This window comes from Agrobacterium tumefaciens (assembly GCA_025559845.1).
Lineage (GTDB): Bacteria > Pseudomonadota > Alphaproteobacteria > Rhizobiales > Rhizobiaceae > Agrobacterium.
Genome location: CP048469.1, coordinates 1,290,528 through 1,305,538 on the forward strand (window position 1 = coordinate 1,290,528; position 15,011 = coordinate 1,305,538).

Consider the following 15,011-nt stretch of genomic DNA (forward strand, 5'->3'; position numbering starts at 1 on the left):
GCTCCTCAGATGTGTTTGCATTGACGAGCAAATCCTATAGACCCTGACAGTGCTGTTAGGGTCAAGGGTGAAATCATGAAGATTGGCGACATGGCGGAGCGGACCGGCATCAGCATCCGGATGCTGCGATATTATGAAGAACAGGGCCTGCTGACGCCCGGCCGAACCGCCGCCGGCTACCGCGACTATGGCACAGAAGAACTTGCCACGATCACAATGATCAGGAAGCTCGGAGCCTGCGGAATGACCCTGCCGGTCATCCAGCAATTCCTGCCCTGCTCCCTCGACGGCCGCGATGAGTTCGAACCCTGCGACGAACTGCGCGCCATCCTGCAAAAACACATCGACGGCGTCGACCAGCAGATGGCCGCACTCACAGAAAGCCGCTCCCTCCTCTCCGACCTGATGAGCGAGATCGACACAAGGCTGAAATGAGCGCGGGGAGCCTTGTCTGAAGCCAGTCGGTCGCTACTGCGATGTCAGCTTGGGTTGCCCAATCAAATCAGGCACTTCGCCAAGTTGAGTTACTGACAGCCCTTCATAAGATTGTTCCTTGCCAATCAGGATCGTCGAGAGGCCCGCAGCTTTGCCGCCCTCGATATCTGACTTCACATTGTCGCCAATCATCCAGACGACCTGCGCTGGTGCGAGTTCGGCGACGACGCGGGAAAAGCTCTCGGGTGAGGGTTTTTCATGACCAAGTGAGCCGGATGAAAATATGCGGTCGAAGCTGCCGGCAATACCGAGACCTTCAACGATCTGCTGCAGGTCCGGTGCAAAATTTGACAGTATAGCGTGCCTCCAGCCTCTAACGGAAAGCCTCTGCAGCGTTTCTGCCGCATGGGGAAGCAAATCCCAATATGCCAAATTGAGGTAAGTCATTCGCAGATTTTCTGACGCTTGTTCTGCCAGGTCAAAACGCAGTCCATGAGCAAGCAATGCCTGCATACTTGCACTCCGCAGTGGAGCCCACCAAGCCTCTTGAGTTGCAAAATGATGGTCCCGATCAGGGCTGTTCCACGGAAGCACCGCCGAAAGGTATGGCTTCAAATCGTCTGAAGATGTTTCGAAATTCGGATCAACCGACATAGCAGACGTTCGAAGTGCCTCGGCAAATCGTCCGCGCCGCCTCGCAAGTGTTCCCTCGAAATCCCAGAGAATGTAGTGCGACGCCATGCTGTTTCTCCCACCCAGCGCGATAACCAATGACGTCCTATCGCGTTCATGTGACCTGAATTTGAGGCTTGTTCCCCAAATGCAGAATCTCAAAAAATCTGATGATCAGCCGTCCGTCATCTGTCGATCATGAGGAGCGGCTAAAGAACCGTTCTCGGCTGAAACAGATATGGAGCTGAGAATGATCGAGCGGCATGGCGTATCCTTCGAAGACCCCTTGGTTGTGGAGAATTACATCCATCGCCCTCCCTATCCCCAAGGCGTGTACGACAGGCTTCTGTCCATTACCCCGCATCGCAATTGCCTTCTGGATCTGGGGTGCGGGACCGGTAAAATCAGCCGCCCTCTGGCCCGGCATTTCACTGACGTCGTTGCTGTTGACCCTTCGGAAGCCATGATCGATCTCGCCCGGCGGCTCGAGGGTGGGACGGCGGCGAATATTCGATGGGTTACCGGTTTTGCGGAAGATTATGACACTGCCGCGGATGACAGGTTCGACCTCATGGTCGCCGCTGCAAGTATTCACTGGATGGATCACACCCGCCTGTTTCCGCGGCTCAGGATGCTGGCGTCCGAATCCCACAAGATTGCGATCGTGACGGGCGATACGCCTTTCGCGCCTGCCTGGGCTGGCGACTGGCAATCATTTCTGGCGAAATGGGTTCCCATCGCTACGGGCGAAGAGTTCGACCACGACCGGAAAGACGAAAAACGCTCCCGGTACAAGGCATTCCTGCATATCGAGGGTACGGAGTTTTTCAGTTCGGAGCCGGTAGAGCAGAGCATCGAAAACTTCATCCTCTGCCAGCATTCCAGAGACACATTCGCGCCATCTCGGCTTGGCGAACTGCTGCCCCGGTTCGATGCGGAGCTGCGCGACATTCTGGTGCCGCATGCCACCGATCAGACGCTGCGCTTTTCGGTGCGTTCGCAAGTGCTGTGGGGCACGATCAGATAGGCTTAAGCCGCCTGCCACCGCGAAAGTCGCTGTGGGATTATCCCCTCACTCCCGCAGCGTATCCGCCACCAGCGCGTTGGCGTGGCCGTGGCCCATGCCGTGTTCCTGTTTCAGCCAGGCGACCAGTTCCATGTGTTTCTTGCCGCTCTGGGCACGGATCAGCTCTTTCCACTCGGCAATCGGCCGCCCGTATTTGGCTTCGATGGACGGAAAGTAGGATGCGGGGCCCTTTACCGGAGTGGTTGTCATGATACCTCCCAGACATGAACGGTTCGTCTGGCAAGTGATAACACGAAAGAACGCGGTGTCACCGCCCGTGGACGCGATTTGACGCTTGAGGTGCATGTTTCGGTACAGCGCTTGTGAGCTTGTTCTCATCTCACCAATCGCCTCCAGGACAGAAAACCCCGCAGCGCCATCGCGCCACGGGGTTTTGATGTGTCGCACCTGAAAAGGCGCAGATCAGTCTTTCGGGTCAGGTTTTGCCTATCGGCAGACCTTTTCCTTCTTGGTGATCGGGCGGCCGAAGCGGTCTTTGGCTTTTACCAGCACCGTCTTGCAGTGAAGTTTCGGCTTTTTCGACGGGCCGCGCTCGACCTGTTTGCCCGGCTGGCGCGGCGGCGGTTCTTGGGCGATGGCCGGCAAGGCAAAAGCCGTTGCGACAACGCAAGTGATTGCGAGGGTGAGACGTCTCATTTCAAACTCTCCTGTCTTTCTGAAATCCGGCAAAACACGCAAACGCCGCCATAGCTGCCGCCGCTATGACCACGGTCATCGGCAGCGGCGAATTGTTCGCCATCATGCCGACGAGGCCGCTGACCAGTCCGGCGATGCCGAACTGCAGAACGCCGAGTATTCCCGATGCCGCGCCCGCATCCTTGCCGCAGGCCGCCATCGCGAGAGCCGTGGAATTGGCGGCAACGACCGGCACGTTGGCAAGGCACAGGGTCAACGGGATCATCAAGGTGATGAGATCCGCCGCCCCCGAGAGCGCCACCGTTGCAGCACCGGTGACGACGAACAGCAGCAGCGAATATTTCAGGACGGTCGCGAGCGGATGCCGGCGCAACAGGTAACCGTTGATCTGCGAGCCGATGACCATGGCCACGGCGTTGGCGGCGAACACCCAGCCATAGGTTTGCTGAGACAGACCGTAGAGGTCCATCATTACATGCGGCGATCCGGTGATGAAGGCGAAGAGACCGCCAAGCGCAAAGCAGCCGACCAGGGTGAACAAAACAAACTGCCTGTTCTTCAGCAGCTTGAGATAGGTTCTGCCGGTCTCGCCGATCCGTTGCGGCTGGCGGTTTTCCGGCGGCAGCGTTTCGCGAAAGGCAAAGCCGATCGCAAACAGGCTGGCGGCGGCAATGGCGGCAAGCGCCACAAAGATCGCCTGCCATCCCCAGGAGATCAGGATGTAGCCGCCCAGGATCGGCGCCAGAATAGGCCCAAGTCCGGTGATCAGCATCATGTGCGAGAGCACCCGCGCGCCCTCGGTGGCATCGAACAGATCGTTGATGGCGGCGCGGCCGATGACCATGCCGGAGCACGCCCCGACCGCCTGCAGCAGACGCAACCCGTTGAAGGTGACAATGTCGGGCGCAAACGGCATTGCGACCGAACTGAGTGTGAAGACGGCCATGCCCGCCATCAACGGCAGCTTGCGCCCGAACCGGTCGATCAGCGTGCCATAGATGAGCTGGCCGAACGCCATGCCGATGAAGAAGATCGACAGGCTGAACTGGACCTGCCCGGCCGAGGCCGAGAGGTCGGCGCCAATCGCCGGAAACGCCGCCAGATACATGTCCGTGGCCAAGGGCGTGACGGCTGTCATCGCCCCGAGCACCAGTATGGTGACCAGATGCCCTCGGGAGGTTGCGGGAGACGCGGTGCCCATCGTCATCGCATTGCCACCCGTGGGCCGCTGGCAGGATCGACCACCGCCGGTTTTTCGACATCGACCGTGCCGGTCCAGCCGCCACCGAGCGCCTTATGAAGCGCAATGTAATAGGTGGCGATATTGGCCTGGCTCGAGATCAGCTCTTCCTCGGCCGAATAAAGCGAGCGTTCGGCTTCGAGAACGTCCAGACGGTCGATCGCACCATCGACATTCAACTGACGGGACAGTTCGGCCGCTCTCCGGTAGGCGGCCACCGAGGCCGACAGTCTGGCGCGACGCTGCTGCGACTGCGTCAACGCCACGACCGCATTTTCCACGTCTTCCATCGCCGACAGCACGGCCGACTGGTAGGCTACGAAATACTGGTCGCGCTGCGCCTTCGCCACATCCACGGCAGCCTTCAGCTGACCGCCCTGGAAGATCGGAATGGAAAGACTTGGCCCGAATGCCCAGCTGATCGTCGATTTTTTGCCGAGGTCGGAAACGCTGCTCGCCGTCGTGGCAATATCGCCGGTAAGGCTGATCGACGGGTAACGGTCGGCTTCCGCCTTGCCGATCTTGGCGGTGTATTGCGCCAGTGCACGTTCTGCCGAGCGGACGTCCGGACGTCCGCTCACGACATCGGCCGGAATGCCGATACCGGCCGCCATCTTCGGCGAGGGTATCTTGCCGGCCTTCGCCATCAGCGGCTGCAGCTCTGACGGTGCCTTGCCAAGCAACACGGCGAGACGGTTGACCGACTGCATGTAGGAAATGCGGTAGGAAGGAATATCCGCCTCGGTCGAAGCCGCCTGCCCTTCAGCCGTTGCGCTGTCCACGCCCGTTGCAGCCCCAGCCTGCACCTGGTCGCGGGTCAGCACGGCTGACTGGCGTTGCGATTTGGCGGTGCGCTCGGAAAGCGCCACCAGAGCCTGATATTGCCGCGCCTGAACGTAATAGGACGTGACGTCACCGATCAGTGTCACCAGCGTATCCGCCAGATCTTCGTCTGCGGCCTGTGCCGCATAACGCGCTGCTTCCGCCGAGCGCCGGTTGCCACCGAACAGATCGATTTCCCAGCTCGCGTCGAATCCGGCCTGCGCCTGGTTGTAGACGGCCGTTTCACCGGCGCTGGCCGTGCGGTTGCGCGTGCCGGACGCGGAACCGTTGACGCTCGGGTAGAAAGCCCCCGTCTGCTGGCGATAGGTGGCGCGGGCTTCGCGAATGCGGGCCTTTGCACTGGCGACATCCAGATTGCCGTCCACTGCCTGCGCGACGAGCGTGTTCAGCAAGGGATCGTTGAGCTGGCGCCACCACTCCGTCAGGTTGGGTTTTTTCGCCGCCGCCCCGGCTTTCGCGCCGCCCCCCCAGCTGGCGGGCACCACAAGATTGGGCTTCTGGTAGTCAGGGCCGACAACACATCCGGCAAGCAGAACTGCCAAAATGGACGCAGAGGAGGCCTTAACGCAGGTCGCAAGACCGCGCTTGAAGGTTGGATTGAGCAAATGAGCGTTCCTTACGCTGGGGTGGTTATTCTGCCGGCGCGACGGGGATCGCGGCGGGTGTTGCGGCTTTCGACCTGAAGATCCTGCGCACGATGACGAACAGCAGCGGGATGAAGAAAACACCCAGCACCGTTGCCGAAATCATGCCGCCCATCACGCCGATACCGATCGAGTTCTGCGCCCCGGAGCCTGCGCCATCGGCAATCGCCAGCGGCAACACGCCGAGGATGAAGGCAAGCGAGGTCATCAGGATCGGGCGAAGACGCTGGCGTGCGGCCTCGAGCGTTGCTTCCACCAGGCCCTTGCCATGCGCCTGCTGTTCGATGGCGAACTCGACGATCAGGATCGCGTTCTTCGCGGCAAGACCGATGGTCGTCAGCAGACCGACCTTGAAGTAGACGTCGTTGGTCTGCCCGAACATGGTTGCCGCAACCACCGCCCCAAAAATGCCGATTGGCACAGACAGAAGAACGGCGAAGGGAATGGTCAGGCTTTCGTAAAGTGCGGCCAGCGCCAGAAACACTACCAGAACCGAGATCGCATAAAGCTGCAGGGCCTGGTTGCCGGAAAGACGCTCCTGCGCCGACAGGCCGGTCCATTCATGCGCATAACCGGCCGGCAGCTCCGCCATCAGGCTGTCAACCGACGACATGGCTGTACCCGAGCTGACACCGGCTGCGGCCGACCCCTGGATTTCAACAGCAGAGGCACCGTTGTAACGTTCCAGACGCGGCGAACCATAGGTCCATTTGCCCGTCGAAAAGGACGAGAATGGCACCATCGTCTCGCTGGAATTACGGGCATACCAGCGGCTGAGGTCTTCAGGCTGCATGCGGAAATCCGTTGCACCCTGCACGTAGACCGGCTTCACGCGACCACGATCGATAAAGTCGTTGACATAGGTTCCGCCCCACGCGGTCGACAGCGTGGTGTTGATGTCGGAGAGGTCGAGGCCGAGCGCGCTTGCCTTTTTGTCATCGATCTGGATCGAATATTGCGGCGTGTCTTCCTGGCCGTTCGGTCGCGTTCCGCTCAGCTGCTTGTCCTTGGCGGCAGCGGCGAGAAACTGGTTTCGGACATCGATCAGTTGCGCGTGACCGGCACTGTTGTTGTCCATCAGGTAGAACGAAAAGCCGCCGGATGTGCCGAAGCCGGGAATGGCCGGAGGCTGCAATGCAAAAGCGCTGCCATCGGTAAATCTGGAGAATGCCGCCATGGCGCGACCGGCAATGGCACCGGCTTTCGCCTTGTCATCCGTACGTCCGGCAAAATCCTTCAGGCTGACGAAGGCGATGCCGACGTTCTGGCCCGCGCCGCCGAAGCTGAAGCCGACGGAAGACATCACGCCTTCGACATAGTCCTTCTCATCATTGAGGAAGTAGTTGGTGACGTCGTCCAGCATCTTGCGGGTCCGGTCCTCGGTCGCACCCGGCGGAAGCTGGACGCTGGCGATGAGCACACCCTGGTCTTCATCCGGAATGAACGAGGATTCCATGCGCGTGAAGACAAGTCCCGTGACGACGACGATGGCCGCAAAGATCACCAGAAACACCGGGCTGCGGCGAATGATGCCGCCGACGCTTTTCTGGTAGCCCTGGGTGGTCTTTTCAAAGCCGCGGTTGAACCAGCCGAAAATGCCCTTGTTCTTTGCGTCATGCTTGGGTGGACGCAACAGCGTTGCGCAGAGCGCTGGCGTGAAGATCAGGGCAACGCCGACCGAAAGCACCATGGCCGAAACGATGGTGACCGAGAACTGGCGATAGATGATGCCGACCGATCCGGAGAAGAACGCCATCGGAATGAACACGGCAGACAGCACCGTGGCGATGCCGATCAGCGCGCTGGAGATTTCCTTCATCGACTTGATCGTGGCAGCCTTGGGGTCGAGCCCCTCCTCCTCCATGACGCGCTCGACGTTTTCGACAACGACAATCGCGTCGTCCACCAGAAGGCCGATGGCCAGCACCATGCCGAACATCGTCAGCGTGTTGATGGAGTAACCGAACAGCGACAGGATGCCGAAGGTGCCAAGCAGCACGACGGGAACGGCAAGGGTGGGAATGATCGTTGCGCGGAAGCTCTGCAGGAACACGAACATCACGACGAAGACCAGAACGATGGCTTCACCGAGCGTCTTGACCACGTCTTCAATCGACAGTTCCACGAACGGGGTCGTGTCGTAGGGGTAAACCACTTCGACATTCTGCGGCATCGTCGGCTTCAGCGCCTCGATGGCGGCCTTGACGCCGTTCGCGGTGTCTATGGCGTTTGCGCCGGTGGCGAGATTGACGCCGAGACCGCTGGCCGGCTGGCCATTGTATTTCGTCGTGGTGGTGTAGCTTTCCGCGCCGAGTTCGACGGTTGCCACGTCGCTCATCTGCACGACGGAACCGTCCGTCAGGCTTTTCAGAATGATGTTCTTGAATTCTTCAGGGGTCTGGAGACGGCTTTTCGCCGTAACCGTGGCGTTGAGCTGCTGGCCCTTGCGCTGCGGCGCGGCACCGAGCTGCCCGGCCGAAACCTGGGTATTCTGGGCCTCGATGGCCGAGGTGACATCGCCGACCGTCAGCGAATATTTCGACAGCTTGTCGGGGTCCAGCCAGATGCGCATGGCATAACCGGAACCGAACATCTGTGTATCGCCAACGCCTTCAACGCGGGCAATGCGGTCCTTCAGCGTGCTGTCGATATAGTCGGAAATATCCGTGGAGCTGAGTTTGCCGTCCGTCGATACGAAGGCGGCAATCAGCAGGAAGCTGGAGGTCGACTTCGTCACGGTGATGCCGGCCGTCTGAACGGCCGTGGGCAGGTTGGACTCCACCTGCTGCAACTTGTTCTGCACCTGCATCTGCGCGACATCGGGGTCGGCCTTGTTGGTGAAGGTCAGCTCGATCGAGGCTTCGCCGGTCGATGTGGACGTGGCGGTCATGTAGTCGAGATTGTCGATACCGGTCATGCCCTGCTCGATGACCTTGGTCACCGAGTTTTCGACCGTCTGGGCGTCAGCGCCGGAATAGCTGGCGCTGATCGTTACCGAGGTCGGGGCGATCTGCGGATATTGCGAGATCGAGAGACCGGTGATCGACAGCACGCCTGCCAGCATCACGCAGACGGCGATCACCCATGCGAAGATGGGGCGGTTGATGAAGAACAGAGACATCAGTGCTGCGCCTCCGTCAGGCTGGCGACCTTGTTGGGGGTGTCGATGGATGCAGCCTTGAGTTCGCCGGTCGCGTTGTCGATGGTCACTTCCTTTACGTCGACATCCTGGCCGATCTGCGTGCGCTGCGTACCCTCGACGATCACCCGGTCGCCATCTTCGACACCTGCTGTCACCAGCCAGTTGTTGCCGATGCTGCGGTCCACCGTCAGGACGCGCTCTTCGACCTTGTTGTCCTTGCTGACGAAACGTGCGGTCGGTTCACCCTTGGTGTTGCGCGACACGCCGCGCTGCGGCACCAGATAGCTGTTTGGCGCAACGCCTTCCTGGATCACGGCGCGCACATACATGCCCGGCAGCACGATGCGGTCGGGGTTTGGAAACTGCGCGCGAAGTTTGACCGTGCCGGCCGATTCATCGACCGTCGCCTCGGCAAATTCCACCGTGCCGGTCTTGGCGTATTCCTTGCCGTTGTCGAGTTTCAGGTTGACCGAGACGTTGATGCCCGAAAAACGCAACTGCCCGGCATCGACGGCCTCTCTGAGATCGAGGATTTTCGAGCTGGCCTGCGTCACATCGACATTGATCGGATCGAGGCTTCTGATCGTCGTCAGCGCCGTGGTCTGCTCCGCCGTGACAAGCGCGCCGACAGTAATGGCCGAGGCATCGACACGGCCGGAAATCGGCGCGCGGATCTTGGTGTATTCGAGATTGATGCGGGCTGTCTCGACGCTCGCCTTGGCCGACGCGACATCCGCCTTGGCCTGTGCCAGCGTCGACTTCGCGTCTTCAAGGTCCTGCTCACTGACGGCGTTGTTCGATGTCAGGCGGCCGTAACGGTCGACTTTGGCCTGTGCGCTCGGCAGAGCCCCTTCAGCCTTCTGCAGTGAGGCAACGGCGCTGTCATAGCTCGCCTGGTAGGTCGCGGGGTCGAGTTCGTAGAGCACGTCGCCCGCCTTTACCTCGCTGCCCTCCTTGAAATTGCGCTTGCGGATAATGCCGCCAACCTGCGGGCGGACCTCTGCTTCCAGCGAAGCGGATGTCCGGCCCGGCAGCTCCGCCGTAATGGCCACGTCCTGCGGGTTCAGCACCACGACACTGACATTGGGCTTGGCGGCTGCGGCCGGTGGCGCTGCTGCCTTTTCATCGCTGCAGGCGGCGAGCGCTGCACACACAAAGAATGCGAAACCTGCTGCAAAAATGGGTCTTGATCTGGGGGGCACGGGTTTTTACCTTTTTCTGTAACGGTGGGTACAAATAATCAATTTGCGGTAAGAGTCAACGCATGCTAGGGAGACGTTCATGGAAAATTCACCAGCAGACACGCCCGAAAGGCCGGCGGAACGAAGCCGCGGCAGGCCGAAAATCTATAGTGATGAGCAGCGTCGACAGACGATTCTGGACGAGGCGCGGCGCACCTTCACCGAGGAAGGTTTTCGCCGCACGACCATCGCCAAGGTCGCGGCGCGCTGCAAAATTTCGAAGCAGACCATCTACGAATCGTTCGAGAGCAAGGTCGATCTGTTCAAGGCCGTGGTGGGCGATCACCGCCGCATGATGCTGGACCTGCCCCGCCCTGCCGATGAAGACGCACCTGTCGATATCGTCATCGAACGTATCTTTCGCATCGATATCGACGAGGAAATGGACGCGGAACGCGACAGCTTTCTCTCGATCATTTTTGCCGAATCGAAAGAAGTGCCCGAACTGTTCGATTTCATCCGCGACGAAGGCGCCGATCCTTCAAGGCGCGATTTGATCGACTGGCTGAAAAATCAGGTCGAGCGTGGGCGACTGAAGATCGACAACCCCGAAAGTGGGGCGCGCATGCTGATGGATATGCTGCTCGGCCCAACCGGACCCGGCCGCCGCGACTGGGCCACATTGGAAGACCGCCGCCGCCACCTCAGATGGTGCATCGACTTCTTCATGGCTTCGGCCGCGGCCAGGTGACGGATGCGGTGATCGCGTAAAGGAACGAACCGTCGCCATGACACGTCCTCACTATGAAACGGCCATTCAGGCACTCGGCATCATGGAGGCGCTTGCGGCTTACGATCCACATATCGCCGGAACACCCCCACTGGGTGTGCATACCGAAAAGAGCGATATCGACATCCTGTGCCATGCGACTGACCAGCAATCCTTCCTGCGGGACGTCGTAAATTTATATGGAGACCGCAAGGCGTTTTGTGTCTGGCAGTGGACGTCGAACGACCAGCCAATCATCGCAAGCTTTACCACAGAAGGTTGGGACTTCGAAATATTTGCCAGCCGCCTCCCGGTCGTCGCACAGGCCGGATGGCGTCATTTTGAAATCGAGAAACGCCTTCTTGCCCTCGGCGGCAGTGCATTCAAAGCGAAAATACTCGCGCTCCGAAGCGAGGGATTGAAAACCGAACCGGCGTTCTGGAGCGCGCTGCAGTCCGCCGGTGATCCCTATCTGGGATTGCTGGACCTTGAGGCTGCTTCGGACGAGGAACTGCGCGGCAGGCTCGCCGAAGCCGGATTTGTGTGCCGGCTGGATATGGAACCTGCTGCAAAAGCTCTACGCTCCACCTAAAAAAACGCCCCGGAATGCGCTGGCATCCGGGGCGTCTGTCTTGTCATGCGGCTGTCTTTGTCTTGGCCGTCGATGCGTCAGCCAGATGTTTTCTGAAGAACGGCACGATTTCCTTGAGCGCCTTGCCCACGGGTTCAGGCTTGTCGTAGAGGTCGTAGTGTGACCAGCCTTCGACGACGACCAGCTCCTTGTTCTTCGAGGCGGCGCGACCATAGATTTCCATCCCGTCACGATAGGCACCAAAGCCGCCGGGCTTGTCGCCGAACACCAGCATCATTGGCTGCGTCAGCAGCGTTTCAGCGAAGGCGAAGGCGTCCCAAGCAACGGCTGACGCGGCATGCGAGACCAACATCCTCGTCCCTGCCCCTGCGGCCGGGCACCGGTTGCGGTAGTAGTCCGTCGCTTCCAGCACATCGATGTCAGTGATACCCGCGGCATTGCCCTCTTCGACGCTGGCGGGCAGGAAGATGTTTATGCGCTCTTCTGCTCCGGCGTTCTCGGCCGTTCGCTGTGCGGCCATTCCTTCGAGCGCCCCGACGGGGTCGAAGTTGCTGAAGCCCTCTCGCATCAGACGTCCAAAGTTGACACCGGTAATACTGACCAACGCCTTGATGCGCTTATCGATGATGGTGGCCTTGATGGAGTAGCCGCCGCCACCGCAGATGCCGAGGATACCGATGTTGTTGGCATCGACGTAGGGCAAGGATTGGGCATAGTCGATGACATCACGATAGTCCTTCACCCGCTGCTCCGGGTCTTCAATCCAGCGGGGTTGTCCGCCGCTGCCACCCTGGAAGCTGGCGTCCGGAACAATGACGACGAAACCCGCTTTTGCCAGCGCTGCGCCGTAGACGTTGCCGGCCGTCTGCTCTTTGCAGCTGCCGATAGGATGGTTCGAAACGATTGCCGGATAGCGATGCCCGGCGTTGTAGTCGGGTGGGAGGTGAATGTCGGCGGCGATGTTCCAATGCATTCCGGGGTTACGGATGTTCACGGTTTCCATGTGACTCTCCTGTTTACCTGAAGCGACTTGCGCTCGGTGGTTTCTAGTCCCGTTACTCGGCGGCTTGGCTGGCAGTGGTGTCGGCAACGAGCTTTGCCCGAAAGAACGGTGCGAGGACCGACACGGCTTCATCGACATATTTTTCGCCGTCATACAGCTCCATGTGGTTGGCACCTTCAACGACATGCAGCGCCTTGTCTCGGCTTGCGGCACGCTTCAGAAGGTCATCGCTCATCCACTTGCTACCGGCCTTGCTGCCGGCAACGACCTGCAACGGCTGTGTCAGATAGACCTCGGCCATGTGGTAAGCGTCATAGGTGATGATCTGGTTGAGGCTGCGCAGCGTCGCAAAACCGGGTGCGGTCGGGCATTCGGCGCGGGGGGTGTGGTAATACTCCCAGGCCTGACGCAGTTCTTCATTCGGCGCGTCCTCTTCCTTCAGCGGAGCAAGCGGCATCTGTCCCTTCTGGGCGCTTCCCGCATCGGCCGTACGGGCATTCGATCCCGCCTCGATATAGGGCAAGGCGTCGATGTCCTTGACGTTGTTTTCCCAGCCGTTGCGGAACATCGAGCCGATGTTGACCGCGCTCACTGTGCCAACGGCCTTGATGCGGCGGTCCTGGATGGCGGCGTTGGCGGTGTAACCAGCGCCGGCGCAGATGCCCATCGCGCCGATGCGGCTCTGGTCGATGTAGGCAAGCGTCGTCAGGTAATCGATAACGGCGCTGACATCTTCCGTGCGGATATACGGGTTTTCGAGCTGGCGCGGCTCACCGCCGCTTTCGCCCTGATAGGAGGCGTCATAGGCAATCGTCACGAAACCTGCTTCGGCAAGCTTGCGGGCATAGGTGCCGGCGGTCTGTTCCTTCACGCCGCCGCCGGGATGGGAGACGACGATGGCAGGATACTGGCGGTTCTCATCAAAACCTGCGGGGAAGTTGATGACGGCCGACATGGTGATTTCAGGGTTATTCGAATTGGTGAAGCTGATCTTTCCCATGGTCATATCCTCTTGGTTGGTCTGGTCTGTCGTGCACCAGAAGGGATGACTGGAAATATAGATCCATCTCACCTATCACTCTATGATAGAGAATTGCATGAACCTATCACTGAGGTGATAAATGAAACGCGATGAAATGGCGGATCTGACGGCTTTTGTCGTTGTCGCGGAAGAGCGCAACTTCACCCGCGCCGCGCTGAAACTTGGCCTGTCCCAGTCCGCACTGAGCGGCATCGTCAGGCGGCTGGAAGAAAGGCTCGGCGTGCGGCTTCTGGCGCGCACCACCCGCAGCGTCGCGCCGACCGAAGCCGGGGAACGGCTGGTGCAGACGCTGGCGCCGATGCTGCGCGATCTCGATCAGCGCATTTCCGAACTCAGCGAGTTCCGCGACAGTCCGGCCGGCACGATCCGCATCACCTCGGTCGAACATGCGGCAAAAACCATCATCCGCCCCGCCGTCACCAAACTGCTGAGCCGATATCCCGACATCAATGTCGAGGTCGTCGTCGATTACGGGCTGGTCGATGTCGTCGTCGACCGTTTCGATGCGGGTGTTCGTCTGGGAGAGCAGGTCGCGAAGGACATGATTGCCGTGCGGATGAGCCCGGATGTACCGATGGCGATCGTTGGCTCCCCTGCTTATTTTAAGCGGCACCCGCTCCCGGAAAATCCCGAACAGCTTGTCGATCATCGCGCCATCAATCTGCGTCTGCCGACAACAGGCGTGCTGAACGCGTGGCGGTTTATCGACAAGGGGCGTGAGATCAGGGTCCATGTCGATGGTCCGCTGGTCTTCAATACGATTGAACTGATCCTCGATGCGGCAATCGACGGGCTGGGGCTGGCCTATCTGCCGCTCGATCAGGTGACCGGGCATATATCCGCCGGACGCCTCGTCAGGACGCTGGAGGAGAGCACGCCGCCCCTGCCCGGTTACCACCTATATTACCCAAGCCGCCGACACTCCTCCCCGGCCTTCAACCTGTTTGTCGATGCGGTTCGCCACCGAAGCTGAAAACCTTCTTTGTGCCTCGTTTGGTGCTGATCCGGCGCATGCCGTCCGCGACGCAAAGCGGGTACAGTCCTGTCTTGTGACTATGCCCTTGCGACCCCAAATAGCCGGGAGACATTTGCAGCGAGTATCCATGATCCCGACCTTGCCTCTCGAAACGCAACGCCTGATCCTTCGTCCATTCCAGCCGCAGGATTTTTCCGCCTATGCCGATTATCATGCGCGCAGCGACGTTTACCGGTTCCTCTACGCCGCGCCGCCAGCCAGGGCGGCGCTGGAAGCGCAGTTCGCATCGATCCTTTCGGCGGCGTTTGAACAGGATGGCGATACGTTGCGACTTGCCGTCATCCGTCTTGATGACGATGCTTTGCTTGGCGAGGTGCTTCTGAAGATTGCCAGTACGGCGGCGCTTCAGGCCGAGGTCGGTTATATCTTCAACCCGGCATATTCGGGAAAAGGCTATGCGACAGAGGCGGTGCGCGCCATGATTGGCCTCGGCTTCGACAGCCTTGGTTATCACCGGATTTTCGCGCGGCTGGACACGCTGAACCATGGCTCCATCGGCGTGGTGGAACGCCTGAAATTGCGCAGGGAAGCGCATCTTGTGCAGAACGACCGCTTCAACGGCGTCTGGGGTGACGAGTTCATTTATGCCGTTCTGAATTCGGAATGGCAGAGCTGAGATATTGACAGTCTCCTGCCGGTGACAAGGCGGGGCCGCAATCTCCATCAAGACAGCAAAAACCCCGCGGTGC

Annotated in this window: 15 protein-coding genes; 6 read left to right on the forward strand and 9 right to left on the reverse strand. The window is 59.9% G+C overall.

Annotated features, from left to right (window positions below):
• The first annotated feature begins 75 nt into the window (after positions 1-75).
• Entirely contained in the window at positions 76-435 is a 360-nt protein-coding gene (locus FY156_06440) for a MerR family transcriptional regulator (protein ID UXS01153.1), read from the forward strand.
• A 33-nt stretch (positions 436-468) separates the two neighbouring features.
• Here FY156_06440 and FY156_06445 read toward each other — a convergent pair whose 3' ends face one another.
• A complete protein-coding gene (locus FY156_06445) occupies positions 469-1,206 on the reverse strand; it encodes an HAD family hydrolase (GenBank protein UXS01154.1) in 738 nt (245 codons plus the stop codon).
• 151 nt (positions 1,207-1,357) lie between these two features.
• Between FY156_06445 and FY156_06450 the strand changes: the two genes are divergently transcribed.
• The gene (locus FY156_06450) at positions 1,358-2,134 is read left to right on the forward strand and encodes a class I SAM-dependent methyltransferase (GenBank protein UXS01155.1); all 777 of its coding nucleotides are present in this window, start codon (positions 1,358-1,360) and stop codon (positions 2,132-2,134) included.
• A 45-nt stretch (positions 2,135-2,179) separates the two neighbouring features.
• Here the strand turns inward: FY156_06450 and FY156_06455 are convergent, their stop codons facing one another.
• The 6 genes from FY156_06455 to FY156_06480 all read right to left on the reverse strand — a co-directional run bounded on the left by FY156_06455 (position 2,180) and on the right by FY156_06480 (position 9,901).
• Positions 2,180-2,383, reverse strand: coding sequence for a DUF4287 domain-containing protein (locus FY156_06455; GenBank protein ID UXS01156.1), 204 nt, complete (start codon positions 2,381-2,383; stop codon positions 2,180-2,182).
• A 237-nt stretch (positions 2,384-2,620) separates the two neighbouring features.
• Positions 2,621-2,830: a hypothetical protein gene (locus tag FY156_06460; protein ID UXS01157.1), complete on the reverse strand. Its 210-nt coding sequence runs from the start codon at positions 2,828-2,830 to the stop codon at positions 2,621-2,623.
• A 1-nt stretch (position 2,831) separates the two neighbouring features.
• The gene (locus FY156_06465) at positions 2,832-4,037 is read right to left on the reverse strand and encodes a multidrug effflux MFS transporter (GenBank protein UXS01158.1); all 1,206 of its coding nucleotides are present in this window, start codon (positions 4,035-4,037) and stop codon (positions 2,832-2,834) included.
• Positions 4,034-5,518, reverse strand: a complete 1,485-nt coding sequence (locus FY156_06470) for an efflux transporter outer membrane subunit (protein ID UXS01159.1) — start codon at positions 5,516-5,518, stop codon at positions 4,034-4,036. Before FY156_06470 ends, FY156_06465 begins: the two co-directional genes overlap by 4 nt.
• Before the next feature lie 25 nt (positions 5,519-5,543).
• Positions 5,544-8,678, reverse strand: a complete 3,135-nt coding sequence (locus FY156_06475) for an efflux RND transporter permease subunit (GenBank protein UXS01160.1) — start codon at positions 8,676-8,678, stop codon at positions 5,544-5,546.
• Positions 8,678-9,901 carry an efflux RND transporter periplasmic adaptor subunit gene (locus FY156_06480; protein ID UXS01161.1) on the reverse strand — a complete coding sequence of 408 codons (1,224 nt, stop codon included), beginning with the start codon at positions 9,899-9,901 and terminating at the stop codon, positions 8,678-8,680. Before FY156_06480 ends, FY156_06475 begins: the two co-directional genes overlap by 1 nt.
• A gap of 79 nt (positions 9,902-9,980) precedes the next feature.
• On the opposite strand from FY156_06480, the gene FY156_06485 reads away from it, so the two are divergent.
• Positions 9,981-10,631, forward strand: coding sequence for a TetR/AcrR family transcriptional regulator (locus FY156_06485; protein UXS01162.1), 651 nt, complete (start codon positions 9,981-9,983; stop codon positions 10,629-10,631).
• A gap of 37 nt (positions 10,632-10,668) precedes the next feature.
• Positions 10,669-11,241, forward strand: a complete 573-nt coding sequence (locus FY156_06490; protein ID UXS01163.1) for a DUF4269 domain-containing protein — start codon at positions 10,669-10,671, stop codon at positions 11,239-11,241.
• A 43-nt stretch (positions 11,242-11,284) separates the two neighbouring features.
• On the opposite strand, the gene FY156_06495 is transcribed toward FY156_06490, so the two are convergent.
• Both FY156_06495 and FY156_06500 read right to left on the reverse strand, forming a co-directional pair.
• Positions 11,285-12,244, reverse strand: coding sequence for an alpha/beta hydrolase (locus FY156_06495; GenBank protein UXS01164.1), 960 nt, complete (start codon positions 12,242-12,244; stop codon positions 11,285-11,287).
• A gap of 52 nt (positions 12,245-12,296) precedes the next feature.
• Complete coding sequence (locus tag FY156_06500) at positions 12,297-13,250, reverse strand: alpha/beta hydrolase (protein ID UXS03044.1); 954 nt, start codon at positions 13,248-13,250, stop codon at positions 12,297-12,299.
• A gap of 115 nt (positions 13,251-13,365) precedes the next feature.
• Here FY156_06500 and FY156_06505 point away from each other — a divergent pair, with 115 nt between their 5' ends.
• Together FY156_06505 and FY156_06510 are read left to right on the forward strand one after the other, a co-directional pair.
• Positions 13,366-14,259: a LysR family transcriptional regulator gene (locus tag FY156_06505; GenBank protein ID UXS01165.1), complete on the forward strand. Its 894-nt coding sequence runs from the start codon at positions 13,366-13,368 to the stop codon at positions 14,257-14,259.
• A 130-nt stretch (positions 14,260-14,389) separates the two neighbouring features.
• Positions 14,390-14,938: a GNAT family N-acetyltransferase gene (locus tag FY156_06510; protein UXS01166.1), complete on the forward strand. Its 549-nt coding sequence runs from the start codon at positions 14,390-14,392 to the stop codon at positions 14,936-14,938.
• The last annotated feature ends 73 nt before the right edge of the window (positions 14,939-15,011 follow it).

Coding starts and splice junctions, on each gene's coding strand:
- FY156_06475 (UXS01160.1), bottom strand. CDS start 8,678: ATGTCTCTGTTCTTCATCAACCGCCCCATCTTCGCATGGGTGATCGCC.
- FY156_06440 (UXS01153.1), top strand. CDS start 76: ATGAAGATTGGCGACATGGCGGAGCGGACCGGCATCAGCATCCGGATG.
- FY156_06510 (UXS01166.1), top strand. CDS start 14,390: ATGATCCCGACCTTGCCTCTCGAAACGCAACGCCTGATCCTTCGTCCA.
- FY156_06460 (UXS01157.1), bottom strand. CDS start 2,830: ATGAGACGTCTCACCCTCGCAATCACTTGCGTTGTCGCAACGGCTTTT.
- FY156_06455 (UXS01156.1), bottom strand. CDS start 2,383: ATGACAACCACTCCGGTAAAGGGCCCCGCATCCTACTTTCCGTCCATC.
- FY156_06495 (UXS01164.1), bottom strand. CDS start 12,244: ATGGAAACCGTGAACATCCGTAACCCCGGAATGCATTGGAACATCGCC.
- FY156_06490 (UXS01163.1), top strand. CDS start 10,669: ATGACACGTCCTCACTATGAAACGGCCATTCAGGCACTCGGCATCATG.
- FY156_06450 (UXS01155.1), top strand. CDS start 1,358: ATGATCGAGCGGCATGGCGTATCCTTCGAAGACCCCTTGGTTGTGGAG.
- FY156_06485 (UXS01162.1), top strand. CDS start 9,981: ATGGAAAATTCACCAGCAGACACGCCCGAAAGGCCGGCGGAACGAAGC.
- FY156_06505 (UXS01165.1), top strand. CDS start 13,366: ATGAAACGCGATGAAATGGCGGATCTGACGGCTTTTGTCGTTGTCGCG.
- FY156_06500 (UXS03044.1), bottom strand. CDS start 13,250: ATGACCATGGGAAAGATCAGCTTCACCAATTCGAATAACCCTGAAATC.
- FY156_06465 (UXS01158.1), bottom strand. CDS start 4,037: ATGACGATGGGCACCGCGTCTCCCGCAACCTCCCGAGGGCATCTGGTC.